This window comes from Methanothrix sp. (assembly GCF_024518575.1).
Lineage (GTDB): Archaea > Halobacteriota > Methanosarcinia > Methanotrichales > Methanotrichaceae > Methanothrix_B.
In genome coordinates this window covers 13123-38752 of the sequence record NZ_JANIHG010000010.1, presented here as the reverse complement: position 1 = coordinate 38752, position 25630 = coordinate 13123, and the positions used below count along the sequence as shown (strand labels likewise).

The 25630-nt window shown below is 55.2% G+C and carries 25 protein-coding genes and 1 tRNA gene; 17 read left to right on the top strand and 9 right to left on the bottom strand.

Going from position 1 to position 25630, the window contains the following annotated elements; translation table 11 throughout:
* Position 1: 1 nt before the first annotated feature.
* The 4 genes from NQU42_RS03710 to NQU42_RS03695 form a co-directional block, all read right to left on the bottom strand.
* Positions 2-172, bottom strand: a complete 171-nt coding sequence (locus NQU42_RS03710) for a 50S ribosomal protein L24e (RefSeq protein ID WP_296609147.1) — start codon at positions 170-172, stop codon at positions 2-4.
* A gap of 6 nt (positions 173-178) precedes the next feature.
* Positions 179-391 carry a 30S ribosomal protein S28e gene (locus NQU42_RS03705; RefSeq protein WP_296609145.1) on the bottom strand — a complete coding sequence of 71 codons (213 nt, stop codon included), beginning with the start codon at positions 389-391 and terminating at the stop codon, positions 179-181.
* A 10-nt stretch (positions 392-401) separates the two neighbouring features.
* A complete protein-coding gene (rpl7ae, locus tag NQU42_RS03700) occupies positions 402-770 on the bottom strand; it encodes a 50S ribosomal protein L7Ae (protein WP_011695524.1) in 369 nt (122 codons plus the stop codon).
* 108 nt (positions 771-878) lie between these two features.
* The gene (locus NQU42_RS03695) at positions 879-1754 is read right to left on the bottom strand and encodes a hypothetical protein (RefSeq protein WP_296609141.1); all 876 of its coding nucleotides are present in this window, start codon (positions 1752-1754) and stop codon (positions 879-881) included.
* A 109-nt stretch (positions 1755-1863) separates the two neighbouring features.
* On the opposite strand from NQU42_RS03695, the gene NQU42_RS03690 reads away from it, so the two are divergent.
* From NQU42_RS03690 to NQU42_RS03660, 7 genes are all read left to right on the top strand, one after another.
* The gene (locus tag NQU42_RS03690) at positions 1864-2325 is read left to right on the top strand and encodes a hypothetical protein (RefSeq protein WP_296609139.1); all 462 of its coding nucleotides are present in this window, start codon (positions 1864-1866) and stop codon (positions 2323-2325) included.
* A 175-nt stretch (positions 2326-2500) separates the two neighbouring features.
* Complete coding sequence (locus NQU42_RS03685) at positions 2501-3397, top strand: cation diffusion facilitator family transporter (protein ID WP_296609137.1); 897 nt, start codon at positions 2501-2503, stop codon at positions 3395-3397.
* Positions 3398-3622: 225 nt separating this feature from the next.
* Positions 3623-4177 carry a TMEM165/GDT1 family protein gene (locus tag NQU42_RS03680; protein WP_296609136.1) on the top strand — a complete coding sequence of 185 codons (555 nt, stop codon included), beginning with the start codon at positions 3623-3625 and terminating at the stop codon, positions 4175-4177.
* Positions 4178-4562: 385 nt separating this feature from the next.
* Positions 4563-5126, top strand: a complete 564-nt coding sequence (locus NQU42_RS03675) for a DNRLRE domain-containing protein (protein WP_296609134.1) — start codon at positions 4563-4565, stop codon at positions 5124-5126.
* Positions 5127-5425: 299 nt separating this feature from the next.
* The gene (locus NQU42_RS03670; protein WP_296609133.1) at positions 5426-6091 is read left to right on the top strand and encodes a metallophosphoesterase; all 666 of its coding nucleotides are present in this window, start codon (positions 5426-5428) and stop codon (positions 6089-6091) included.
* A gap of 49 nt (positions 6092-6140) precedes the next feature.
* Positions 6141-6527: a CBS domain-containing protein gene (locus NQU42_RS03665; protein WP_296609131.1), complete on the top strand. Its 387-nt coding sequence runs from the start codon at positions 6141-6143 to the stop codon at positions 6525-6527.
* Positions 6528-6655: 128 nt separating this feature from the next.
* A tRNA-Ser gene (locus NQU42_RS03660) sits at positions 6656-6740 on the top strand.
* Positions 6741-6910: 170 nt separating this feature from the next.
* Here the strand turns inward: NQU42_RS03660 and NQU42_RS03655 are convergent.
* Positions 6911-7825: a UDP-2,3-diacylglucosamine diphosphatase gene (locus NQU42_RS03655; protein WP_296609130.1), complete on the bottom strand. Its 915-nt coding sequence runs from the start codon at positions 7823-7825 to the stop codon at positions 6911-6913.
* Positions 7826-8077: 252 nt separating this feature from the next.
* Positions 8078-10195, bottom strand: coding sequence for an ATP-dependent DNA helicase (locus NQU42_RS03650; protein WP_296609128.1), 2118 nt, complete (start codon positions 10193-10195; stop codon positions 8078-8080).
* 82 nt (positions 10196-10277) lie between these two features.
* On the opposite strand from NQU42_RS03650, the gene NQU42_RS03645 reads away from it, so the two are divergent.
* The gene (locus tag NQU42_RS03645; RefSeq protein WP_296609127.1) at positions 10278-11432 is read left to right on the top strand and encodes an LL-diaminopimelate aminotransferase; all 1155 of its coding nucleotides are present in this window, start codon (positions 10278-10280) and stop codon (positions 11430-11432) included.
* 11 nt (positions 11433-11443) lie between these two features.
* Positions 11444-14296 carry a leucine--tRNA ligase gene (leuS, locus tag NQU42_RS03640; protein ID WP_296609125.1) on the top strand — a complete coding sequence of 951 codons (2853 nt, stop codon included), beginning with the start codon at positions 11444-11446 and terminating at the stop codon, positions 14294-14296.
* A gap of 98 nt (positions 14297-14394) precedes the next feature.
* Here leuS and NQU42_RS03635 read toward each other — a convergent pair whose 3' ends face one another.
* Positions 14395-14943, bottom strand: coding sequence for a DJ-1 family glyoxalase III (locus NQU42_RS03635; protein ID WP_296609124.1), 549 nt, complete (start codon positions 14941-14943; stop codon positions 14395-14397).
* 414 nt (positions 14944-15357) lie between these two features.
* On the opposite strand from NQU42_RS03635, the gene NQU42_RS03630 reads away from it, so the two are divergent.
* The 6 genes from NQU42_RS03630 (at position 15358) to NQU42_RS03605 (ending at position 21170) form a co-directional block, all read left to right on the top strand.
* Entirely contained in the window at positions 15358-16857 is a 1500-nt protein-coding gene (locus NQU42_RS03630; RefSeq protein WP_296609123.1) for a DUF2193 domain-containing protein, read from the top strand.
* Between the two features lie 8 nt (positions 16858-16865).
* Complete coding sequence (locus NQU42_RS03625; RefSeq protein WP_296609121.1) at positions 16866-17075, top strand: DUF2180 family protein; 210 nt, start codon at positions 16866-16868, stop codon at positions 17073-17075.
* A 3-nt stretch (positions 17076-17078) separates the two neighbouring features.
* Positions 17079-17816 (top strand): MIP/aquaporin family protein, encoded by a 738-nt coding sequence (locus NQU42_RS03620; RefSeq protein ID WP_296609120.1) that lies wholly within the window; start codon positions 17079-17081, stop codon positions 17814-17816.
* 339 nt (positions 17817-18155) lie between these two features.
* Positions 18156-19667, top strand: coding sequence for a homocysteine biosynthesis protein (locus NQU42_RS03615; protein ID WP_296609118.1), 1512 nt, complete (start codon positions 18156-18158; stop codon positions 19665-19667).
* Complete coding sequence (locus NQU42_RS03610) at positions 19664-20050, top strand: 4Fe-4S binding protein (protein WP_296609117.1); 387 nt, start codon at positions 19664-19666, stop codon at positions 20048-20050. The genes NQU42_RS03615 and NQU42_RS03610 overlap by 4 nt, the downstream gene beginning before the upstream one ends.
* 97 nt (positions 20051-20147) lie before the next feature.
* Entirely contained in the window at positions 20148-21170 is a 1023-nt protein-coding gene (locus NQU42_RS03605) for a class I SAM-dependent methyltransferase family protein (RefSeq protein WP_296609115.1), read from the top strand.
* Between the two features lie 190 nt (positions 21171-21360).
* Here NQU42_RS03605 and gatE read toward each other — a convergent pair whose 3' ends face one another.
* Positions 21361-23268 (bottom strand): Glu-tRNA(Gln) amidotransferase subunit GatE, encoded by a 1908-nt coding sequence (gene gatE, locus NQU42_RS03600; RefSeq protein WP_296609114.1) that lies wholly within the window; start codon positions 23266-23268, stop codon positions 21361-21363.
* 7 nt (positions 23269-23275) lie between these two features.
* Positions 23276-23503 carry a histone family protein gene (locus NQU42_RS03595; RefSeq protein ID WP_366070092.1) on the bottom strand — a complete coding sequence of 76 codons (228 nt, stop codon included), beginning with the start codon at positions 23501-23503 and terminating at the stop codon, positions 23276-23278.
* A gap of 495 nt (positions 23504-23998) precedes the next feature.
* Here NQU42_RS03595 and NQU42_RS03590 point away from each other — a divergent pair, with 495 nt between their 5' ends.
* Together NQU42_RS03590 and NQU42_RS03585 are read left to right on the top strand one after the other, a co-directional pair.
* A complete protein-coding gene (locus tag NQU42_RS03590; RefSeq protein ID WP_366070091.1) occupies positions 23999-24487 on the top strand; it encodes a 3-isopropylmalate dehydratase small subunit in 489 nt (162 codons plus the stop codon).
* Positions 24484-25608, top strand: a complete 1125-nt coding sequence (locus NQU42_RS03585; protein WP_296609108.1) for an isocitrate/isopropylmalate dehydrogenase family protein — start codon at positions 24484-24486, stop codon at positions 25606-25608. Before NQU42_RS03590 ends, NQU42_RS03585 begins: the two co-directional genes overlap by 4 nt.
* Positions 25609-25630 lie beyond the last annotated feature (22 nt).

Below are 25630 nucleotides of genomic sequence, written 5' to 3'. Positions count from 1 at the left end.
TCTACGCCCCCTTTCGAGCCCACTTTATCTTTCTGGGCACCCGGCCAAGCCTCATGTTCTTCTCACACTTGGACGAGCAGAAGTAGTACACAGTCCCATCCTTCTTTGCGTACAGCTTCCCCGTGCCAGGAGTGATCTTGGTGCTGCAGAATGAGCATCTTCTCTCTTCCATTGGGGATCACCTGCCAGTCAGCTTCTTGGCCTCGCGCGCGGTCTCCAGAAGCATCAGGACATCGCCAACCCTCACAGGTCCCATGCAGTTCCTGGTTATGATCCTGCCCTTGTTCGAGCCCTCCAGTATCCTGCACTTGATCTGGGTGGCCTCTCCATGCATTCCGGTGACCCCGATGACCTCTATGACCTCAGCGGGGACGCCGTTCTCCTCAGCCACTATTTATCACCTACTTCAGAGCCTGGAGTTTCTGGATTATCTCCTCCAACAGCTCCTTTCCCTTTCCCGGCTCTATTATCGCCGCTGCCGCGCTCTTCACGCTCAGACCGGCAGCCGCCCCCACATCGCTCTGTTTCTTCACATACACGTAGGGGGTGTTCTTCTCCTCGCAGAGCGGGGGCAGGTGCGCCACTATCTCTGGTGGCTCCACGTCCTCTCCAATTATCACGAGCTTCGCAACCCCTCGCTCCACGGCCTTTGTAGCTTCATTCGTTCCCTTCTTTATCCTTCCGGTGTCTCGAGCCAGCTCAAGCGCCTCAAGCGACTTGGATGCCAGCTCAGGTGGAACATCAAACCTCACATATATCGGTCTAGCCATATCACACATCTCCTTCAGGGCACCAGCCCATCATCATTCATCGTGGAAAATTGCCTCACTCGAATGAACAGATCCAGCTACATCTCCGTATCTAAAAAGCTTACGCTGTCAGGGCGCGAGCAGATCTGCGATCATGCCCTTCAGCCCCTCTGGTGGTACGCTTCCGTCGAGTCGCAGAATGCTGCCATCGCGCGAGATGCTCATGTTGTATTTGGAGGCGAGCGTCTGTATTCTTGTCAGCGTGTTCCCAGATGGCGACATGAACTTGCAGCTCACATAAACGTCGTTCCCTCTCTGAGATATGCCTGCATAGAACTCATCGTACCCGCCGCCGAGCGGTGCGTTCTCGACGCCACCGACGCCTGCGATCTGCAGATCCGCGATCTCGTCGTACGCCAGGGTCAGTCGATCTGTCGGGAATCCGCCAAGAATCACGTCGATTATCTGCTTCAGCGCGCTCTCAGGGCCGAATAGCGTCGGCCTCCCGAAAACCCTTCCCAGATCTCCGGTCGCAGGTATGATCATGAAATCGCTGTAGGGTATCACAAGCCCCTGGTAGTTGTAGCTGAATGGCATTACCCAGTGGAACTCAGCCCATGTATCGTTGAAGAATACCGATGCCTCTCGCTTGATCTCCGTGGGGTACATCTTATCTCTGTAGATCAGCCCTGCTGCAGGTGGATAGATCTCAGGAATCACAGAGGCTGCAGCATCTGTTATGTTCTGCGATGCCTCGAGATCGATCCAGTATGCGAATGTTGTGCTCTCAGGGCACATCTCAAGCAGGTCCTGCATGCTGGAAAAGCTCATGTCCACCAGATTTCCCCTAACTCCGAAGGCGGAGAGCGGTGCTGTCTCAACCGATTCCGGCCCAGACCGGGTCTCCACATCCCCGCTCCGCAGAACAAACCCCGCAAACGCGGATAGCACCATCACAGCGCCCACGAATATCGCAAATGCCTTGGCAAACTCCTTCTGATTCATTCAGCGCTCCAATACCTGGCGATGTTATTTAATCTTTGGGATTTTATCGAGTAAGCGATCTTCCGGCCAATGCGAAAGAGATAACTACAATCACATCAGATTAAATTCCATGAGAAGATTGGGAGTCTGTCTTCTGCTCCTTGCGCTGCTCTCTGTCGCTTCGGTAAGTGCGCAGGTCGAGTACGCACCCGGTGAGAGGAGGGCGGAGGCTCTCTTCAACATGGGTGTTGGAAGGCCCTGGCTCATAAGCGAGCATGCCCCATGGCTCTACGGATGCACCACGATGCCTGTTCGCGGCTTCAGCTACAGATTCTACGATCCATTTGGAGGTCTGGCAGCAGAGTACCGCGACAGGAGGTACAGCTCTCTGAAAAGCATCTCCCTCAGAGAGGGAACAGTTCTTGGATATGTTACGGTAGATAGCGGCATGCTCAGCGTGCTCGATGCCGACACCCAGAACCCGATCGGCGTGGTCAAGATTCACACAAGGAGGGGCGCATATCCTGTAATCGCCATGGTGGACAGGGACGGATATCTGAGCGGGGTTTACATAGATCTGCGCTATTCATAGTGCCCCCGAGGCGCAGGGTCAGTGGAAACTCCGGTCTTCAGGCCGGATTGGCTGACGATTCATCTGAGCACCTCATACGCAACCTCATATCCCCTGTCAGGGCAGTCCGGCAAGCCTACAGGCATCAAAACATTCAAAGGCTCAGAGCCAGCCGCTCTGTGCTTTAAAATCCTCCATGAAGGCACACGAGATCAGAGTGATTGAGCAGCGCTTTGCGCTGGCCATGATCCTCACGGTATCCATACTGGTAGCGGAGCTGGCAGGGAGCTGGTGGACTGGCAGCCTGGCGCTGCTATCGGATGCAGCGCATGTATTCCTCGACCTCTTCGCGCTCGGTCTGAGCTGGTTCGCGATCAGGATCTCAGCGCTTCCGGCCAGCGAGAGGTACAGCTACGGCTTCCACCGCTTCGAGGTGGTTGCGGCGCTTGCTAACGGTCTCACCCTTGGGTTTGTGGCCCTGGTCGTTCTCATCGAGGCGTACAGGAGACTTCTGGAGCCTGAGCCCGTGAAGGGCCTGGATCTGCTTCTCATCGCGAGCTTCGGGCTCATCGTGAACCTCATCGTCGCCTTTGTTCTGAGCAGGGACGGCCACGTGGAGGATCTGAACCTCAGATCCGCGATCCTTCACGTCCTTGGGGATGCAGCAGCATCTCTTGGCGTGATCGCAGCAGCGCTTGTGATCTGGAGGACCGGCTGGTACCCCGCAGATTCGATCATCAGCGTGTTCATCTCTGCTCTGATATTTGCCGGCTCCTACAGGCTCCTCAAAGACTCATTCCGCCTGATTATGGAGGGCGTGCCTGAGTGCATAAGATCCGATGAGGTCGCGAACCAGATATCCACTGCGCCCGGGGTGATTCAGGTCCACGATCTTCACATATGGGGCGTATGCTCCTCGAACATCGTGCTCAGCGCACATGTGGTGGTCTTTCCTGGGTCTGACCATCAGAGGACGCTCAACGAGATACGAGAGCGGCTAAGGTCCATCTTCGGGATAGAGCATACGACGATACAGCTCGAGAACGAGTACTGCGGCCAGGGCACGGTTGTAGCCCGGAAGCAGTTGAACTGACGAGAGACCGCTAAATGTTATTCGTCCAACACCTTCTCCAAGCCTCACTGATTTTCAGAAGCATTCGAACCGACGAGAGACCACCAAATAATAGAGCATGAAGTTCCCGAACACTGCGAGCCTCTGCATGCTCTCTGCAGAAGCCATAGACATTGCTGTTCTGCATGGTAGAAAGCAGTGGATTCGAGAGAAATCGCTATAAATAAGGCGGACAACCGCTGAGGGATGCTCGCGGATCTGCTCATCCCTTTTATCACCATTGCCATCGCGGAGTTCGGCGATAAAACACAGCTCTCTGTTCTCCTGCTGTCCACCAGAACAGGCAGACATCTGATGCTGCTCACAGGGGTGATGCTCGCCTTTTTCATCGTCGACGGCTTCGCCATACTTCTCGGCGCGTGGATAACAGAGGTCGTTCCGGCGAGCGTTCTGAAGATCATCTCAGGTGCGATCTTCCTCCTATTCGGGATAACCACACTTAGAGATCTTGATGGGGATGGGGAGGAGAGCAGGAGATTTGATGACAGCCCATTCCTGTCTGGCTTTCTGGTGATATTTCTGGCTGAGTGGGGGGATAAGACACAGATCGCATCCGCGATATTCGCGACACAGTACAACCCGTGGATGGTCCTCAGCGGCACCATGCTTGCTCTGTTCATGCTCTCGCTGAGCGCCATATACCTTGGAAGGTTCATACTGAGATACATAAAGCGGCGGACGATCTCCCTGGCAGCGGGGCTGATCTTCCTGGCGATGGGCGTGGGGCTTCTCCTTCTCTAGCCGGGGACCCGTAAAGTGCCAGATACAATCTGGAGTTGACATTGGTATCCTGAAAACCAGATGCGCTGTATCTGTCCCATTGCCCTTACAGCTTTGAGACGGCCTGCTCCCAAAGTCCCGCAATCGTTGAGTCATATGCATGCGACCCTGAGGGATCAATGTGGCATCGTGTATCTGCAGATTCGCGTGCGTGTTCGTCATCAGAGCCCACGACCAGCACAACGATGGCAAAAACCGTAAATCAGGAAGATCGAACGCATCAATATTTGTCGATGTCATATGCGAGCTAAGTAATGGCAGGTGATCGTATAGATCTCATGTAGATCCGAGATGAACACAAATCTTTTTTAATTTATATGGATCATCAGGGCATGAGGTGTTTGGTTTGAAGCTTGTCTATGCAACAGTGGTGCTTTTCCTGCTGCTGGGATCTGCCTTTGCGGGCACTTTCACAGCAGGCCTCGATGTAGATACATATGTTGATAGAGACAATCCGGATGCGACATTCGGCGGTGAGACCACGCTGTGGGTGGCATCACAGGCAGGAGAGCCTGTGAAGATCGCATACATCGGATTTGTAAATGCTTTTGGCAATCAGGGCATCAGTTCTCCTGATCAGGTCTCCACCGCAACACTGAAGCTGACGGTCTCAGAGGTGGAGAAGCCAGGAGCCATCAAAGTCTACTTTGTCCACGGCTATATCAGCCCTGAGCTCACATGGAATGATGCCCCCGAAGCTGTGGAGAACGTATCCGCAGAGATCGAGATCGAATCCCCAGGCGAGTATACGCTGGATGCCACAGACATCGTCAAGGAGGCTGTAAGGACATGCACAGAGGGATGTCCGTACGGTCTGAAGATCGTCGCTGAAGGGGACGCGTCGATCGGACTTGCCTCCTCGGAGTTATCGCGTGGCTCAACCGAGCTCAAGTATGTCGCGGGAATGTAGCTCAGCGGTTTGAGCTACACCTCCTCTTTTTGTGGGAATTTATGCTGTGTTGAATAATGTTTGAGAATCAGATAGCAGAGGCTCGATTCATACGAATTGCAATTCTAGTAAAAATCGATAGCTATCGACCTTAGAGCTCTTAATTATTCAACACAGCAGGAATTTACCATTCGATGACAAGCGCGCACAAAATGTATTTTGGTGATCCGCGCAAAGATGCATCAACAATTCGAGAGAAACCTCCAAATCCCATACCAATATCATGATCTAATGTGATCTATTCCGCGTGGTGGTTTCTTATGCGGCTGCTCTGCATAGCTGATGTTCATGATGCGTACCCCGGCCTGGGGTTTCTGAAAGGTTGCTCTGCGGATCTGATGGTGATAGCAGGAGATCTTCACGATGATGGGACACCGGAGGATGCGGCATATGTTCTCGACGAGCTCTCCCGCTTTCCGCAGATGAAGCTCATAGTCCCTGGCAATATGGATCCCAGGAGCTTTGCTGAGGCTCTCTGGCGCAGGCATGGCCTCATACCGATCCATCGGTCGTCATTTCTGCTGGGGAATGTGGGTTTTGTGGGCATGGGCGGGATGGTGGCGAGGAACCCCAGGAGGATCGGAGATCCCACAAGGTACTACCACAGCGATGAGGATCTTTACCGCACCCTGACGGATCTGCTCCAGTCCATTCGCGATCTCGAGCAGCGGGTGGTGGTGGTCCACCAGCCACCTAGAGGGGTGAGAGATCGTCTCTACAACGGGGAGCTCTCTGGAAGCGTTGGCCTGCGCCGGGTGATCGAGGAGCATCAGCCGGATCTGGTTGTATGCGGCCACATCCACGAGGACCGTGGCGCCTCATGGCTCGGAGGCACGCTGGTGGTTAACGTTGGAGAGGCGCGCATGGGGTATGCTGCGCTTATAGATCTTGATGGTATGGATGTGGAGTGGCTGAGGGCGGAATAGGTTCAGTATTTATATGCGTATTGCCATAATACATTGCGAAGTGGGTTGGATGCCTGCTAGGGTTATGGATTTGATGAGCTATCCGGTGCTCACAGTGCCGCCGAATGCGAGGGTCATAGATGCGATAAGGCTGATGTCCAGCGGGCCGAAGGGCTGCGTTATCGTCGCAGAGGGTGGCCTTCTCAAAGAGGTAAAGGGCATTGTCACAACAAGTCGCATATTCACCAAGGTCTTCGCAGCCGGCCTGGACCCTGAGAGGGTTTGCGTGGCAGACATAATGACTCCAGCCCCGCTTGTCACGATCTCTCCAGATGCCACCAGCAGAGAGGCGGCTGAGCTCATGATGCGCCACAACATACGCCGTCTTCCAGTGGTCCAGGAAGGAGCGCTTGTCGGCATCATCACCAGCAAGGACCTCCTGCGCTGCGTGAAGTGACCAACGATATCTATTTATGGTAAGGTGGAGACGCATACTCTTGCAGCGAGCGCTTCTGCCACGAGCGGGCGGCGCGGAGCCGGCGTGCAAGATGCGACGATGCACCTGCAATGATTGGATTTATCTGTGTCGAGGTAGCCTAGCCAGGTAGGGCGCAGGTTTGCTAAACCTGTTCCCCTTCGGGGATCGAGGGTTCGAATCCCTCCCTCGGCGCTAAATTTTATATGCAGCCCTCTTCCGCCCATCCAGCGGGATACGAGGGAGATGGCCATACCAAGAAGGTGTCAGTCTCCAGCACGGGATAACGGACATGCGCCAAATCCTTTTTGCAAAAGGGAATTTCTGGATGATCTCTTCACGTCCTTGAGGAACGGAATGGCGCCTCAAAAATGCATTCTCCTCAGCGGCTCATGCCTGCCAAATCCTCTCAGGCGGATCTCATCATCTGTGAGTATGAGATACGTGTTGTCACCACCGTCAGCTAGCGAGCCTGCGTTTGCAACCAGGAGATCATCATCCTTTCTGTAGATGGCAGCCTGGTGCGTATCGCCATAGACGAAGCAATCTACCCTGCCTGGATGCCTCTCTCTGATGAACCTGAGGATGGCATCGTACTGAGACTCAACAGGGCTGTATCTCAGCGTCCTGAGCAATCCAGATCTCACCTTTTCGAATATGCCCGTGACCCTCCAGAGCGACTCCTCTATCTCCACAGTCTCGCCCAGGTAGCAGGACCTGTAGATGCTCTCATATGCATACGCCATCATCCTCTCGAGATCAGCGGGCAGCACAGGCTCCCCCGATAGCCTGCGTATTCCCTCGAATATCTGCACAGGCAGCGATTTAATGCCATCTAGATGATGGCCGTGTGTGAAAAGAAGGCGCCTGCTTCCCATCGATATCTCATACGTGGGATAATGGAATGTCATCTTCAGTCCCGCGAGATTCATCGACCATCTCAGGTTGGGTAGATAAACTGCGAAAGGCTCACCCCTCGCGGCCCTCTCGAGAAGAGAGAGCTCCTGGCGTATGATCGTCATGTGGTGATCGTGATTGCCCACCACATAGCTCACCCTCACGCCCAGCTCGTCCAGCCGCCTGAAGAAATAGCTGGCATCTCGTATGGCATTCTCCATCCGGGCCCTCCAGAGATCGAGGATATCGCCGAGAAGCACAACCTCATCTATGCCTTCTCCGTACCTCCAGAGCTCCCATATGAGGTAATCAACATTATCGCGCCTTGAAAGAGCAGAGCACTTTGAGCCGAAATGCGTATCAGAGATCACAGCAATTGACACAGAGCTACACCCCTTCAGCTACCCCCACTTCAGTGCTAACACATAATTATGATTCAAACCCAGTAATACTTTAACTTGTTGGTGAGGTAGCGGCCCACCTAAAGCATCGAGTTGAAGAGCATCCCTGCTCTCTTTGTTCTTTCAAAATCGCCACTCACATATATTCAGTGTATTTTCCACTCAAATTAAATCGACGCGATAAGCGATCGTCGGAATGCATCTGGGCTGAGGACATCATAGGACTTCATGTATCTACCGCTTGCTGCTGGACATTTTGAGGCTGGAGGACCATGCTTGTACATCAGATTCCTTCAGCTGTGATATCACCATCTCCGCTATCTTCGGGCCGAGGATCTCTGACAGGGTGGATTTATCCGCGGCTTTGAGGCTCTCCAAGCTCCTGTAGCCGGCCTGGTAGAGCTTCCTGGCCCTTACCCTGCCTATGCCCTTCAGTTCCAGCAGCTGGAGGAGCTCATCGCCTGCGCCGTAGTGTATCCTGAGCGCCAGCCTCTCAGCCAGATACGTGACTCCTAGATCCATATGCTTCGATATCCTGTGCAGCGCGCTCATGAGCCACTCCGCGGTCTCCGCAATTCTCATGACATCTCCCGGGCCGATATTGTACATGTCCGCGATCCTGTCCTCATGAGCCTCGTTTATCCAGTCCAGGAGCATGGAGGCTGTCTTCACCTCCCTGAGTAGCCAGTCGAGGTTCTCCTCGCTCCCGAGCTCTGATGAGTGCTCGGAGATGAAATCCTCTAGCCAGCTGTCGCTCTGCTGAACGAAGAGGAGCTCCATGTCAGGGGTCATCGTTATCACATGCAGAAGCGTGAGCTCAGAGGGCCTGCGAACGCCCCTGATCCCCTGGATCATCTTCACGGCGCTCAGCGGATCCAGATACAACCTGGATACAAGAGAGCCGAGGGGTGTGGGACTGAGATCCTCCTCGATCATATCGCTCCTCACGAGAAACTCGAGAACAGAATCTATGGTCTCTCCCAGATGCGATGGATCCTGCTGGCGAGCGTAGAATGTCGATGCCATGAGTCTGCTCAGGGAATCTATCGAATCTGCGAATCCAGAAGCAATCGCTGCAAGCACATGCGTGCGGAGCGCTCTCTCGCTGGCCAGCTTCGACCATATCTCCTCAGGCTCGCCCATCACGTAGTATTCCATGAGCTTTTGGAGCTCGTCCTCGCTTCTGGCCATGATGAGCGACTCTCCATATGGATCGAGCCCCGGCCTGCCAGCTCTCCCAGCCATCTGCCTGTACTCCATGACCGGAATCGGGCGGGTTCCGAGACCCGCTTCATATCTCTTGTAGCTCCTTATGAGAACCCTGCGCGCCGGTAAGTTCAGTCCCGCAGCGAGGGTCGGGGTGCATGCTATCACCTTTATGATATTCTGCCTGAACCCCATCTCTATCAAACGCCTCTGCTCGGGCAGAAGTCCTGCATGATGGAACGCGGCTCCGCGTCTCAGGCATATGGAGAGCTTCCTCGAGGTCTCGCCCTCGCCGCTTAGTCTCTCTGCAATCTCGATCGTCTCCTCGGATTCCCGGAGAGCTCCGGCAAGCTTCTGAGCCATCGCCTCAGCATTCCTCCTGGTGCTCTCGAATATCAGCATCTGTCCGCCCTGGTCAATTGTATCCATAACAAGGTTCAGCACAGGATCCCTGCTCCGGTTCTCGAGCTGTATCCCCCCATCCGGAAAGACAAGTCTGTCCTCCAGCAGCACACCCTCCCTGAGCCTGACAGGCCGCCAGTCGCTCGAGACGATCTCCCCTTTTATCCAGTCCGCGATCTCCTCTCCGTTGGCTATCGTCGCGCTGAGCCCGATCACCTGCATCTCAGGATTGAGATGCATGAGCTTCGTCATCGTCATCTCCAGGGTCGGGCCCCTGTTTGCGGAGTCCAGGAGATGGATCTCATCCACGACCAGAACACCGATCTTACGCACCCAGGAGGCCCCGTTTCGTATCAGAGAGTCCGCCTTCTCAGATGTCGCTATGATTATATCGTTCCTGCCCAGACTCTCGTCCCTCCTCTCAAAATCCCCGGTGCTGATCCCTATCTTAAGGCCGAGCCTGGAGAACCTGCTGAAGCTATCGAACTTTTCCGAGGCCAGAGCGCGCAGCGGGACTATGTAAAGCGCCCTTTTTCTTGAGAGCGCGCCCCTGAGCATCGCAAGCTCCGCGAGAAGGGTCTTTCCAGCCGCAGTCGGCACTGATATGATCATGTTCCTTCCGTCGAGAAGCCCGCGCTCTATCGCATCGGCCTGTGGAGGGTAGAGCTCGCTTATCCCCGATGCTTCATAGAGCTCGATGACGCTCTCTGGCAGCCATCTCCTCAGATCTCTGATCGTGAGCATGAAACCCCTTACTCTTATATACTAAACAGCGCTAGTAGTTGCGGCAGCATCTGGATCCTCCAGCATCTTCGGAGAGATATGAATGTACGCTGATAGGATAAAATCCCTTCCTCCATATCTGTTCGCCGAGATCGACGGAATCAAGAGGAGAGCGAGAGAGAGGGGCGTTGACGTCATAGATCTTAGCGTGGGCGACCCGGACATCCCAACGCCTGAGCATATAGTCAGAGAGATGTGCGAGGCCGTGAAGAGACCTGCAAACCATCAGTATCCATCGTATGAGGGAAAGATCGAGTTCAGAGAGGCAGTGGCTGAGTGGTATCGCAATCTCTTCAGCGTCGATCTGGATCCCTTCACAGAGATACTGACACTAATAGGATCGAAGGAGGGGCTTGCGCATGCCCCGCTGGCGTTCGTAAATCCAGGGGACACAGCCCTCGTTCCGGATCCAGCGTATACGGTTTACAGCACAGCGGTGATGTTTGCAGGTGGCATTCCTGAGAGGATGCCTCTAATGAAGAAGAACTCGTTTCTCCCCGATCTCAGGAGAATAAGGGAGAGGCTGGAGCAAGACCCGAACTGGAGGCCCAGGCTGATCTTTCTGAATTACCCGAACAATCCGACCGGCGCGGTCGCTGGATTGGATTTCTTCAGGGAGCTGGTGGATCTCGCCCGCGAGTACGGGATTCTGGTGATGCACGACAACCCGTACTCTGAGATATACTTCGAGAGGCGACCTCCCAGCATACTTCAGGTACCCGGAGCGAAGGATGTGGCTGTCGAGTTTCATTCGCTCTCAAAGACGTACAACATGACTGGCTGGCGCATAGGCATGGTCTCAGGAAGCGCTAAGATCATTGAGGGCATCGGCAGGGTCAAGTCGAACATAGACTCCGGGAACTTTGGAGCTGTACAGGACGCGGGGATAGCTGCTCTCAGAAGCCCGCCGGAGATGGTTGATGGATTGAGGTCCGTGTACAGGGAGAGGATCGATATCCTGTACTCAGCGCTCTGCGATATTGGGCTCGAGCTCGCGAAGCCGAAGGCGACGTTCTACCTCTGGGCGTGGACCGGCGGCGACTCCAGGGAGTACGCCAAGATGCTTCTCGAGAGGACGGGTATAGTTGTGACACCAGGCGTCGGATTCGGCGAGCATGGCGAAGGTTACATAAGGCTCTCTGTGACCCAGCCCACAGAGAGGATCGAGATGGCTGCTGAAAGGCTGAGGAATCTCTGAGAGGAGGGTGTATGTTGCGTAAAGAGTATTCAGCGCATGAGATAGAGGCGAAGTGGCAGAAGATATGGGAGGAGGAGGGCGTATTCCACGCGGAGCCTGATTCGAGAGATAAGTTCTTTCTGACGATACCATATCCATATCTGAACGGCAACCTTCACGCTGGACATACACGCACCTTTACGATAGGCGATGCCATAGCGCGGTACCACAGGATGCTGGGCGAGAACGTCCTCTTCCCGATGGCGTTCCACGCGACAGGTACCCCCATAGTCGGGCTCAGCGAGCTGATCGCGAACCGCGATCCTCTGATATGGGATGTCTACACCAGGCTGCACGGCATACCCGAGGAGGAGCTGAAGCAGCTGACCACTCCCGAGGCCATAGTCGATTACTTCAGGAAGCAGGCGAAGCTCGCCATGAGGAGCATAGGCTACTCCATAGACTGGAGGAGGGAGTTCACAACAACAGATCCAGCGTACAACAGGTTCATCGAGTGGCAGTTCGGAATACTCCGGGAGAAGGGATATGTCACCAAGGGCTCGCATCCTGTAAGGTGGTGCCCCAACGATCAGAATCCTGTAGAGGATCACGATATACTGAGGGGAGAGGACGCGACGATACTGGACTTCACCCTGATAAAGTTCAGGATCGATGATAAGGTGCTGCCATGTGCCACCCTCCGCCCTGAGACGGTCTTCGGGGTGACGAACCTGTGGGTGAATCCAGATGTCGTTCATTACATCGCAAGGGTGAATGATGAGGTCTGGATAATAAGCCCCCAGGCATATTACAAGCTGACTTTCACAGATAGAGCTGTGGAGAAGATCGGCGAGATCCCGGGGGAGGAGCTGATCGGTAAGAAGGCCAGGAATCCTGTAACTGGAGATGAGATCATCATCCTCCCTGCCACATTCGTCGATCCTGATAACGGCTCAGGCATAGTCATGTCCGTGCCCGCGCATGCGCCTCTGGACTACCTCGCGCTCAGGGATCTCTACGATGCGGATCTAAGCAGGTACGGCATAACAGAGGATCTCCGCAACATAAAATTCATCTCTCTGATATCTGTGCCGGAGTATGGAGAGTTCCCGGCAGTTGATGCCGTTAACGAGCTGGGTGTGAAGGATCAGAACGATCCGAAGGCTGAGGAGGCGACGAAGCTCGTCTACCGCCGGGAGTTTCACAACGGGGTGCTGAAGGAGATCACCGGAAGATACGCAGGAACTCCGGTGCACAGGATAAAGGACATACTGCTACAGGACCTTATAGATCAGGGGAAGGCGGAGATATTCTACGAGTTCAGTGAGACTCCGGTGATCTGCAGATGCGGGGCGAGGTGTGTCGTCAAGATGGTCCGCGATCAGTGGTTCCTGGAGTACTCTGATCCCGTCTGGAAGTCCAGGGTGCTGGAGTGTCTTGCTGGCATGCGGATCATTCCCGAGGATATGCGCGCGGAGTTCATCAACAAGATCGACTGGCTCAAGGACAAGGCATGCGCAAGGCGGAAGGGTCTCGGGACAAGGCTTCCCTGGGACAAGGAGTGGCTGATCGAGTCGCTGGCGGACAGCACGATATACATGGCGTTCTACATCCTGGCGAAGTATGTCAACGCGGGCATGAGGATAGACCGGCTGGTCCCGCAGTTCTTCGACTACATCTTCCTCGGAAAGGGCTCGCCTGAGGAGGTCGCATCTATTACAGGATTGGACGTGGGGACTGTCAGGCGTATACGCGAGGACTTCGAGTACTGGTATCCCGTGGACCTCAGGACCTCCGGAAAGGATCTGGTGGCAAACCACCTGCTCTTCTTCCTGTATCACCATGTGGCGATATTTCCGGAGAGCCTCTGGCCCAGGGCGATAGCCGTGAACGGGTTCGTCTCTCTCGAGGGCCAGAAGATGTCGAAGTCCAGAGGGCCTATACTCACGCTCAAGCAGGCTGTCGCAGAGAACGGCGCTGATGTGACCAGGCTGTACATACTTGCGAATGCAGAGTACACCCAGGATGCGGACTGGAGGAATGACGGCGCGCAGGCGACACGCGGTCAGGTCGAGAGGTTCTACGCGCTCGCCAGGGAGATCATCGAAAGGAATGACATAGATGAGAGCGCGGAACTGACGCTGATCGACAGGTGGATGTTATCTCGACTTCAGCGCAGGATCATCGAGACGACAGATGCGCTGAACAACATCCAGACGAGAAGGGCGCTTCAGAGCGCGTTCTACCACATGCTCAACGATTTGAGATGGTATGAGAGGAGAGGTGGAAGGAACCAGCTCCGCAGGATACTGAATGTCTGGGTAAGACTTATGGCTCCGTTCACCCCTCACATCTGCGAGGAGATCTGGCAGAACATTGGCGAGGGATATGTTTCAAGAGCTCCCTGGCCGGTGCCGGAGATCTCTCTCATTGATGAGCATGCAGAGCGAGCAGAGGCGTACCTGGAGCAGACACAGAGGGATGTCGAGGAGATCATAAGGGTGACAAAGACAAAGCCCGGAAGGATCGTGCTGTACACAACTCCCGCGTGGAAGAGAGAGATGCTTCGCCTGGCTCTTGAGGTCTCGAAAGGCGGGAGGCTCGACATGGGCGCTCTGATGAAATCCGCTATGAGCCATCCGAAGATACAGAGCCACAAGAAGGATGCTCAAAAGTATGCAGGCAGGCTTGCGAAGTCAGCGCATGCCCTGAGCGGAGATGTGCTTGAGCTGGACGAACTCGGTATCCTCTCGAGGGAGAAGGAGTATCTCTCCCAGGTGTTCAGCTGCCCGGTTGAGGTCTACGCTGCGGACAAACCTCAGTACGATCCGAAGGGCAGGGCCCAGAATGCAGAGCCCGGAAGGCCCGCGATATACATAGAGTGAGAGCAGCCGGCCGTTTAAGGCCGGGGCTTTATCTCTTCATCATCACAGCCGCTGTTGTGATATCGCGGTGGTGATATGGTGGAGGGGAGGAGATGTGCTTATCTCAGGACCAGCGTCTCCCTCCCAACTCTGAGCATGGCCTCCCTTCCGGCGAGGAGCTCGACGAGCTTCAGGGCGAAGTCCATGGCTGTGCCAGGCCCCTGGCTCGTGATCACATTCCCATCCACCACGACGCGTTCGTCCAGGTACCGCGCGCAGGCAGCCACCTCGTCCTTTCCTGCCGGATGCACTGTGGCAATCCGGCCGTTCAGAACCCCGGCCTTCACCAGGACAGATGGAGCGCCGCATATCGCGGCCACGTACTTGCCAGCTGCAGACATCCTCCGTACAGCATCGAGAACGCGTTCGTCTTTGCCGAGATTTATGAATCCGGGATTCCCTCCAGGGAGCACTATCGCATCAGCTCTGTTGAAATCCACCCGGTCGAAGGTGGTGTCCGGAATAACCCTCACACCATGTGAGCCCTGGACCGGACCGTCCCTGAGGCCGGCGACCTCTACATCGATTCCAGCGCGCCTGAGGATGTCAACCACTGTCACAAACTCGATCTCCTCAAAGCCCTCAGCAAGCGGCACCACAACCCTCATGACAGAACCTCCATATCGAATATGATGGCAGAGCGGATATATTTGATGGGCGCATGTCCGCAAGTTTAAAGGAAATCAGGCAGAAGACCCCCTCACTTCGGAGGAAGAGAGGGTGTCACCGGTAAACTGCATCAGCAACTACCGTGAAGATGATCTGCAGCGTCTCTGGGTTGCAGGACGATATATTGACAATCAAAGACGTCTGGCTGTTTTGAGAGGGGTCCGGAATCAGCAGAATGCCTTGATCAAGCAGCTGGCCGGTTGGTGGAATGGAGATCCATGATGGAACTGTGTTAGCAAACAACAAAACAAAATTCTTATATCCTTAATGGACATATTGCTTTTGGGGTTTGAGGGCAGTTAGATCGATGATGGGCAGGATACCTCAATCCCTTACTCTGTGGGGTGGTGAGCATGTCAGACCTATACAAAAAAATGGTTGACGAGGCCATGATGGCCCAGCGTGCAGATGTTGAGACTGTGAAGAGAAAGAGAGGCCAGGACTTCGTCATATCAGATACGAAGGCATATGTCGATGTGGTCAACAAGATGACCGTCGCGGATGGCCAGTCAAAGGCTGTGATAAAGCTCCACGTCGACTCGGTGAACGCTCACTACGATATACTGAGCTCTCTAACAAAGACAATACGTCCGGAGGACGATCCCTTTGTGGAGCACTACCAGACACCGGCCATAATGGAGATACTCTACGAGGAGGACGAAAAGTTCAGGAAGAGCGTCGAGGCGTTCATACAGGCAGTGGGAAAGGCGGAGGCCCTGATCGGACTGGAGGTGGTCAGGAGATACGGCGGGTTCTACGGTCCGACATGCGTCGTTGATTTCGCGCTGATCCCGGGATCGACGAGCAACGTCGTGAACAGGATACTGAAAACAGTGAACATTCCGGAGCACCACAAGCAGGCGATACTCGCTGCGAAATCGTGGGGCATGAACACATCCTATGGCATAGGCGAGGTCTTCGCGCACGAGATCGAGAAGGGTGCTACGCTCTCAGATGCCATCAAGAAAGAGATCGAGATGATTCAGGCTGTGTACAGAACGCCCATCGAGGCGCAGGCAAGGCTGATGGATGCTGCGGGACACACATCATTCGATGTGAGAAAGTACATGCAGAGCTACAAGAGCAGGATGAAGGGCGCGGTCAAGGCTGCGATGGATGACGGTGTGCACTACGGCAACATAGTAACAGTGCCAGCATACTGCGTCGGGGACATAGCGCACCACATCGCTCAGTCGACATTCAACATGTGCAAGGATGATGTTGTGATGGCGACGATCGAGGCCACAACAGAGGTCATGGAGTCCACGCTGAACAATGCCGTTGATAAATTCAAGAACGAGTACCAGCCGCTCGCGCTCGCCACTGGAGCATCAGCATGCGCTGTAGAGCACATCCTGGAGCTTGATGGCTTCAACGCGATAATGATTGTAGACCTACTCACAAAGAGATTCCACAACTACGTGCAGCTTTACCCCACAAGGAGCGCAGCCGCGGAGCTTCACAACTGCGACTTCATGGACATGATACTCAGAGGATGGAAGTACCTGGACAAGGCAATGCGCATGAGGAACGGCGCAAAGACGAAGATCGTCCCGAAGGTCCTGGGATTCGATGTCGATCTCGATCCGATACACAGAAACGATGTCCTGATGAACCCGCAGAGGTACGCGTATCCGGGATGCGCCATATCTGTCAGATTCTCAGCTCTGATGAGGCTTGCTGATTATCCGTGCCTGCTCACGAGCGAGCCTGTGACAGCTACGATGATGACAAACATAATAGCACTGCACAAGGAGAAGCCTGCGTCTCCGGCGAGAGTGTGCAAGGACTGCGCTGCTGCATCGCTGATAGACTTCAGGCATCAGTACTGCCAGTGGAAGGAAGCCGTGTGAGGGATTGAATGAGATGCTATCTCTGCGCCCTCGATGGCAAGACCACCGAGGCGGTCGCGATATGCATAGTCTGCGGGATGGGCGTCTGCATGGATCATCTCGTCAGGGATGAGATCGAGGTCTGGGAAGGGGGATACCCATTCCCCTCGAAGAAGCTGAAGAGAAAGCTTCCCAGGATTCTCTGCAAGCCATGCTACGCTGTATACCACGAGGGATGAAAGATGTCCCTGGCCAAGAGATGTCTTGCTGAGCTCATCGGGACAGCGATTCTGGTATACTTCGGCGCTGGAGCTGCTGCTATCACACTCATGATCTCGAAGGGCTCCAGCCCGCCTAACCCCTTCAACATAGGGATCGGCGCTCTGGGCGGCCTAGGCGACTGGTTCGCGATAGGGATGGCGTTCGCCATAGCGATCGCTGGCGTCATATACGCTCTCGGGAGGGTATCAGGGGCGCACATAAATCCGGCTGTGACGATAGCGCTCTGGGCAACAAGGAGGTTCCCGAGCGGTGATGTTGTTCCATACATAGTGGCACAGCTCATCGGCGCCTCCCTCGGCTCTCTCCTCTTCGCCGCGAGCGCAGGATCTGATGCTGTGATGGTCGGCGGGCTCGGAGCGACCGCGCCGTTCCCGGGCATATCATTCGGTCAGGCGGTGCTCGCAGAGGCGATGGGGACGTTCTTGCTGATGATGGTGATCATGGGCGTCGCCGTCGACGAGCGTGCACCTCAGGGATTTGCTGGTCTGATAATAGGCCTGACAGTGGGAGGCGTCATAACGACCACAGGGAACATCGCCGGCTCTTCCCTGAACCCGGCCAGGACATTTGGGCCATACCTGATAGACCACATCATGGGCGGCCCTGTGCTCTGGAGCCACTATCCGATATACGTCATAGGTCCGGTGCTCGGCGCTCTTGTGGCAGCGTTTCTATACGATATGCTCGCGAGAGAATAAAAAAATTATTTTTATTATTTTTTAATTTAAACTTTATCCGATTTCTCTCGCCGCATCCATATCCGCATGGAGACCGCCTCTTACCCAAACACAGGATCTCTCCTCTGGCTTTATGGAAGCCGCTGCTTCCACGCCAGCAGAAGCATATCGGATGAAGCCGAACCTGAGAAACCTTCGGCAGTTCTCGACGTACTCAAGAGGCCCGACGTGCATTCGAAGCGCATTAAGCCCGCCCGTCAGGGAGGGGCGTGCGAAAGACTGACCGCACAGTTCTTTCGAAATCGCACTGTTGGCGTCTGTTGGGATATCTTTTTATCGGAAAAGGTGCAAGCCCCAGCCGTGGCAGCAGAGAAATCGCTATCCGAGATCAACGAGCGGATACGTGACGGAAGCGTCAGGGTTGTGACCGCGGAGGAGATGCCCTCCATTGTCGAAGAGCTGGGGCCGGATGGCGCAGTGCGCGAGGTAGATGTCGTGACCACTGGCACCTTTGGGGCGATGTGCTCCTCCGGAGTCTTCCTGAACCTCGGGCACAGCGATCCGCCGATAAAGATCTCGAGGGCCTGGCTGAACCGGGTTGAGGCATACGGTGGGGTTGCCGCAGTCGATCTCTTTCTCGGAGCGACCCAGCCATCTGAGGATAAAGGCATAGAGTACGGCGGCGCTCACGTCATAGAGGATCTCGTCTCCGGGAGGGCTGTGGATGTGATGGGCGAGGGCGTGGGCACAGACTGTTATCCCAGGATGGAGATCGAGACGACTCTCCATCTGGAGGACCTCAACCAGGCGCTGATGGTCAACCCAAGAAACGCGTATCAGAGGTACAACGCTGCCACGAACTCGTCTGACAGGACTCTTCATACATACATGGGCACGCTGCTCCCCCGCTTCGGGAACGTCCACTACAGCGGCGCGGGCGTTCTCAACCCGATCTCAAACGATCCGGAGTTTGAGTATATAGGCACTGGGGTCAGGATATTCCTCGGAGGCGCACAGGGTTACATCGTGGGACCCGGCACACAGCACAGCCCTGATACAGGGTTCGCCACGCTCATGGTCGCAGGGGACCTCAAGAGAATGAGCAGCGAGTTCCTAAGAGCTGCTACTTTCACAAGGTACGGCCCGACGCTTTATGTTGGCGTTGGCGTTCCGATACCGATACTGAACGAGAGGCTCGCGCTGAGCACCGCTGTCAGGGACAGTGACATCACCGTTCCTATAGTCGATTATGGCGTGCAGCGAAGGGACAGGCCTGTGCTGAGAAGCACGAGCTACGCGGAGCTGAAGTCAGGTTCCGTGGAGATAAACGGAAAAGAGGTTCCAACAGCATCGCTTTCAAGCTTCCACATGGCCAGAAGGGTTGCGGGGACTCTAAAGGAGTGGATCGAGAGGGGAGAGTTCTTGCTGACCGAACCGGCAGAGCCTCTGCCGAGAAGTGGCATCAGCAGGCCGATGAAGCAGACGAAGGAGCTCCCGTACGTCGGGGATGTCATGAACAGGGATGTTGTAACAGTGGGGGAGAACATCAGCGTTCCTGAGGCAGCACGTGTAATCGTCGGAAGCAGATTCGATCATCTCCCTGTGGTCTCTGATGATGGAAAGCTCATGGGCATAATTACGACATGGGACATATCCAAGGCGGTTGCAAACGGCAACATCTCAAGAGTCTCGGAGATCATGACCCGACGGGTGTACTCAGCGACCCCGGACGAGCCGATAGAGCTTGCTGCGAGGATGATGGATACACACAGCATCTCTGCGCTGCCCGTTGTGGATAAGGATAATCGCGTCATAGGGATGATAACAAGCAACGACCTGAGCAGGCTGTTTGCGGGGAGGCGATTTAGATGAAGCTGATGCTCAGGGTCGCGCCGGGCATAGTCAGAAAGCCCCTGATAGCTTCAGTCATCCTGGAGACCGGCGCGCTCATAAACATCGAGAGAGCGAGCATAGATGCAGTCAGTGGCGAGATCGTCCTCGATGTCTCAGACGATAAATGCAAACAGGTAAAAGACGCATTCGAGAGCAGGGGCGTCGACGTCATACTGCTCGAGATCCCTGTGATAAGAAACGAGGAGGAATGCGTCCACTGCGGCGCATGCATCGCGATATGCCCCACCGGCACATTCAGGTTCGACGACTGGAAGGTTGTGGCAGACCCGGGCAAGTGCATCCAGTGCGGAGCATGCGTGACAGCATGTCCCCACCGCGCACTGCAGCTTGTGCTGCGGTGACACGGAAGATCTTGCCTTAGGCAGATGCGTCTGAGATGAGTTTGGAAGGCTGTTGATGCGATTTAGCTCATCCTGATTTCACAGGCATCGTGTTAAAATGTGCGGATCTAAGATCTCGTTTGGTGTGAAGGCGCCGCGCTCGATGGGCGAGCGTATAAGGAGGATCCTCATCGAGATGGGAGCTCTCGACAGAGGAAAGCGCATCCGATCCGACGGTTCCCACATATACATTCCAGTTCTTGAGAGCATCAACTCTGATTTACTGAAGGGTATCGCGGATGTCGAGATCGTCCGCATGGAGTTCGAGGAGGATCGAAGAAGGGTCACAGTTGAGGAGATCCTGGGAAGAAAACCGAGCTTCGAGACCATCGGGGATATAGCTGTGGTTGAGGATGAGGAGCCTGAGAGGGTCGCGGATGCGATCATGGCTGTGCACAGGGGAATCCGCACAGTACTCGCACCCGTTTCAGATGTCGAGGGCGAGTTCCGGCTCCGCAGGTACAGATACGTGGCTGGCGAGAAGAAGACGCTCACAGTTCACAGAGAGCATGGCATCCGCTACATGGTGGATCTCGAGCGAGCATACTTCTCGCCGAGGCTGGGCACCGAGAGGCTCAGGGTTGCGGAGCAGGTGCGCCCCGGCGATACCGTGGTCGATATGTTCGCAGGCGTGGGCCCCTTCTCGCTTCTCATGGCGAAACGGGGCGCAAGGGTGATCGCGATCGACAAGAATCCGTATGCAGTAAAGCTTCTCAGGGAGAACGCGAGGATGAACCGTCTGGATGTTGAGGTACGCGAGGGTGACGCCGCCGCTCTCACAGAAGATCTTGCAGATCAGGCGGATCATGTCGTGATGAACCTGCCGCACTCTGCGTCGATCTTCCTCTCAGAGGCGATACGCACTGCGAAGAGCGGGGGCGTGGTGCACTACTACACGTTCGCCCCTGAGGATGACCTCTACAGGGATGCAAAAACCATAGAGGAAAAAGCCAGGGAGCTTGGATGCGAGGCATCTATCCTGTACAGAGGCATCGTCAGAAGCTATGCGCCCAGGATCTACAACGTGGTCATCGACTTCATGGTGAAGAAAGATGCATCCACATCTCAGAATGGGATCTGAATTTACGTCGCAGAGTGCCCCTAAGGGATAATGCCATCCCTGCAGGATCTCCTGGATGAAAACGGCACATGCGACCTGGCAGCTCGGAGACGGTGAATCTCTGAACTTGCACCCTGCAGGATCTACTGGATGAAAAAAGCACATGCGACAGCAGAGGCGTGCCAAAAGGATGAAAAAGGCACATCGAGGATCAGTCAGCTCTCCCGAGAATCGCATTTATCTCTCTCTTTATGAGAGCGCTCACAGCCGCACCGTCCGCTTTGCCTCTAAGCTGCTCCATCGCGAGCCCCATGAGTGGCCCGATCGCACGCTCGCCCCTCTCCCTGACCAGATCGATCTTTGCGGAGACGATCTCGTGGACGATCCTCTCGACCTCTGATGCGCCCAGGCTCATCAGACCTGCCGCCTGCGCTGCCATCTCCGGCTCAAGATCCGGATTCTCGGCCATGGCCTTGAGGAGCGCGGGTATGCCCTCCTTCGCGATCCTGTTTTGCGAGAGCAGCTCAAAGCATCCCATGAAATGCCTGTCGCTGAGCCTGTAAACCGGCACGCCATCCCTCGCAAGCTCGACGGGAGTGGACTCCAGCGATCGCACGACGAGCGACGGCTGTACCCTGTATGAATTCACAATCTCCTCGAAGAGCTGGTAGTTGGATGAGGCCGCCATTATCCTCGCCTGCTCAGGGCTGAGCCCGTACTCCCTCTGGTACCTCTCGGCCCTCTCCACGACAAGCTCTGGAAGCCTCAGCTGCTCAACCATCTCTTCATTTATAACGACAGGCGGTACATCCGTCTCAGGGTACATCCTCGCCGATCCCGGCAGCGGGCGCATGTACTCAGATGTGCCGTCAGGAAGCGCTCTCCTTGTCTCTTCAGGAATGCACACAAGCGTCTCTCTCGCGCGCTCGATCACAGCCTCCATCGCCTTTCTAGCCCTCTCAGGAGGCGCTGCCACCATCACCACAGCATCGCTCTCCCCGCAGCTCAACAGGCTCCTGAGCGATGATACCTCCTCTTCTGTTATCCCATAGGCTGGCAGCTCGTCGGTGTGGAATATGCCACCGACACCTGCGCGCTTCGCCCTGTCCGAGAGCTCTGTGCCGAGACGCCTCCCGGGCTGCACCTCCTTTCCGATCATCCCGTTGAAGCCGTCAAGCCTAGTGGCGAGAACCACGCCGCCGCCCTTTAGGGCCCTCGCAATGACCTTCGAGCGTGAGTTTGAGAAGAGCCCGGTTGCATCGACGATATCCCCACATACCCGGGCGCCTCTTCTATGGAGCTCATCCCTTATCTCGAGCAGCCTGACCTGGCGGAGGACCTCCAGCTCAACGATCCTCTCTATAAGGTTCAGCTCCTGAACGCCCTTGATCTCGACCCTCGCGCCGCCTGCAATCGATACATTCACGTCCTGCCTTATCGTGCCGAGGCCGCGCTTGACCCGGCCTGTGGATCTGAGTATCATGCCGATGTGCTGAGCCACCTCCCTCGCATGCTGCGGAGATACTATATCTGGAGCGGTCCCGATCTCGACAAGGGGGATGCCCAGCCGGTCGAGAGAATACACCACCTCATCCCCACGATCCTCGATTATCCTGGCAGCCTCTTCCTCCAGACAGAGTATGCCTATGCCCACAGGCCCGCATGATGTGTCTATGGATCCGCCGGACGCGATGAACGCGGTCCTCTGAAATCCAGATGTGTTCGAGCCGTCTATCACGGTCTTGCGCATCGTGTGGATCTCATCAACGATGCGCATCCTCAGAAGGCGTGCAATCACCAGGGCGATCTCGAGAGCCTCCCGGTTGAGCTCCCTCGGAGGCTCCTCATCCGCCTCCACCAGACAGGTTGTGTCGTAGGATTTGTATATGAACCTCCTCGAGACAAGCGTCTCCTCAAGAGCGGCTCTGTCGATCTCCCCGAGCTCGCTCCTCGCAGGCCTGAGGTATCTGAAGAACTCGAAGTTCGAGTCCTCAACCTCTCTGTGGACTGTGGGACAGCGGCAGAAGAGCTTGCACTTGGTATCGAGCTGCTGGTGTATCTCTATGCCGCAGACGAGACCAAGCGCGCGGTAGTCCATATCGATGCCATCTCTTCCCATTGGAGCCTCATTCTCCCTGCTTTACAGGTCTCACTCGCTTTGCAGCCTCTTTTATATCCTCAGCTCTCACAGTCTTCCTCTTCGCATGATTGGCCCAGTCTACCGCCTCTTTCGCTATCTCTATGCCATAGCTCTCAAGAATCGCAGCAAGCTCGATGCTCGCATCCTCGCTCACCCTCTTTGCCCCCGCCATTCTTATCAGCCTGGCAACCGGGGCGACAGGAAGTACCGCCATATTCTGCTCCCTCCTCGAGACCCTCGGCGCAACTCTATCGATGCCGCCGAAAAGATCCCATATTCGCATTCCGAGCTCTCTTTGATGCATATATACCTTATCATCGGAATTTAAAAGCGATTTTCAAAAAAGAGAGTTGTTATCATCCCCCTCTGCGACATGCCGTTTGCTGGATTGCCGATCGATCTGAAACCTCAGGTTGTGGGCTTGAATAACCGAATGATTCTGGTGGAATCGACAGCCACGGGCGAGCCCCTCCATGTATCTGGACTGATTGAGCGCTGCGATTTCGGAGACATGCGACGTTATGGGATTCATTTGGCATTGCGCCAATGCGTGCTGAATCCTGAATTAAGCTGTTCGAGCACAAGACCGGGATTCGCTGTATCGCGCCCCAGCCCATCGGCCAGGCAGCTGCTGTGCAGGTCATACCGGCTCCATCAGTTTAATATACTGCTTTGTTATTGGTAGATAGTCCACCTGTTGGAGATGGGTATTTTGGCACGAGCCTGGAAGTTCGGAAACGATATCGACACGGATGTGATCATCCCTGGGCGGTATCTTGTGATAAATGATCCAGAGGAGCTGGCCAAGCACCTCTTTGAGGGGATCAGGCCGGAGTTCGCGAAGAGCGTCCGACCTGGAGATATCATAGTCGCGGGAACCAACTTCGGGTGCGGTTCATCCAGAGAGCACGCTCCGCTCGCCATCAAGGCAGCCGGAGTGGAGGCGGTTGTTGCGAGGTCCTTTGCAAGGATCTTCTTCAGGAACTCTATAAACATCGGGCTGCCTCTGCTCATCTGCGCGGATGCGGAGAAAATAGATGATGGCGACTCTGTGGTGGTGGATATCTCGAAGGGCATCGTTCAGAACATCTCCAAAGGAGAGTCTTATCCGACAACACCCCTGCCTCCGTTCCTACAGGAGATCGTGAGATCGGGAGGCCTTTTGAATTATACAAAGAAACAGGTGGTGAGAGCATGAATTACAAAATACCTGTCATACCGGGCGATGGCATAGGGCCGGAGATCATCGCAGAGGGCAAGAAGGTGCTGGAGGCTGCTGCGGACAAGCACGGCTTCGGACTCGAGTGGATCGAGTATCCACTTGGCGCGGATCACTACCTTAGGACAGGGGAGCTCGTGAGCGAGGACACGCTGAAGGAGCTCGGGCGATACAGAGCGATATACCTCGGGGCCATAGGCGATCCCAGAGTGAAGCCCGGGGTTCTTGAGAAGGGGATTCTCCTGGCGATGAGGTTCTACTTCGACCAGTACATCAACCTCAGGCCAGTTAAGCTCCTGGAGGGCGTGTGGACACCGCTCAGGGACAAGGGTCCGAAGGACATAGATTTTGTGGTGGTGAGGGAGAACACAGAGGACTTCTACATAGGCCAGGGTGGCAGGGCCAGGTCGGGTAGGAGCCATATCGATCTCGAGGTCCGCCGGGCTCTCTACAGCGTGAAGTTCGGCCTCGATATAGATTCTGACAGCGATGAGATCGCATACCAGATAGGCATGGTCTCGAGGGAGGGATGCACAAGGGTGATCAGGTATGCCTTTGATCTTGCGATGCAGAGAAGAAAGCACGTCTCAAGCGTGGACAAGGCGAACGTGCTGAGCGATATCTACGGCTTCTGGCGCGAGGTCTTCGAGGATGTCAGGAAGGGATACCCTGAGGTCACCACCGACTTCAACTTTGTTGATGCTATAACGATGTGGTTCGTCAAGAATCCAGAATGGTTTGATGTAGTTGTCGCGCCCAACATGTTTGGGGATATCATCACAGACCTCGGGGCGATGATACAGGGTGGCCTCGGGCTTGCGCCTGGTGCAAACCTGAACCCAGCGGGGACGAGCATGTTCGAGCCGATACATGGCAGCGCTCCGAAGTACAGGGGCATGAACAAGATCAACCCGATCGCAACGATATGGGCAGGCGCGATGCTCCTGGAGCACCTGGGCGAGAGGGAGGCGGCCAGAGATGTGGTGAAAGCAATAGAGCTCAACCTGCGTGAGGGGAGGGTGAGGACCTACGATCTGGGCGGCAGCTCCACCACATCTGAGGTAGGGGATGAGATAGCCAGGCTTGTCAGGAGCGTATAAAAGGGAAAAAGCTTTATGCATG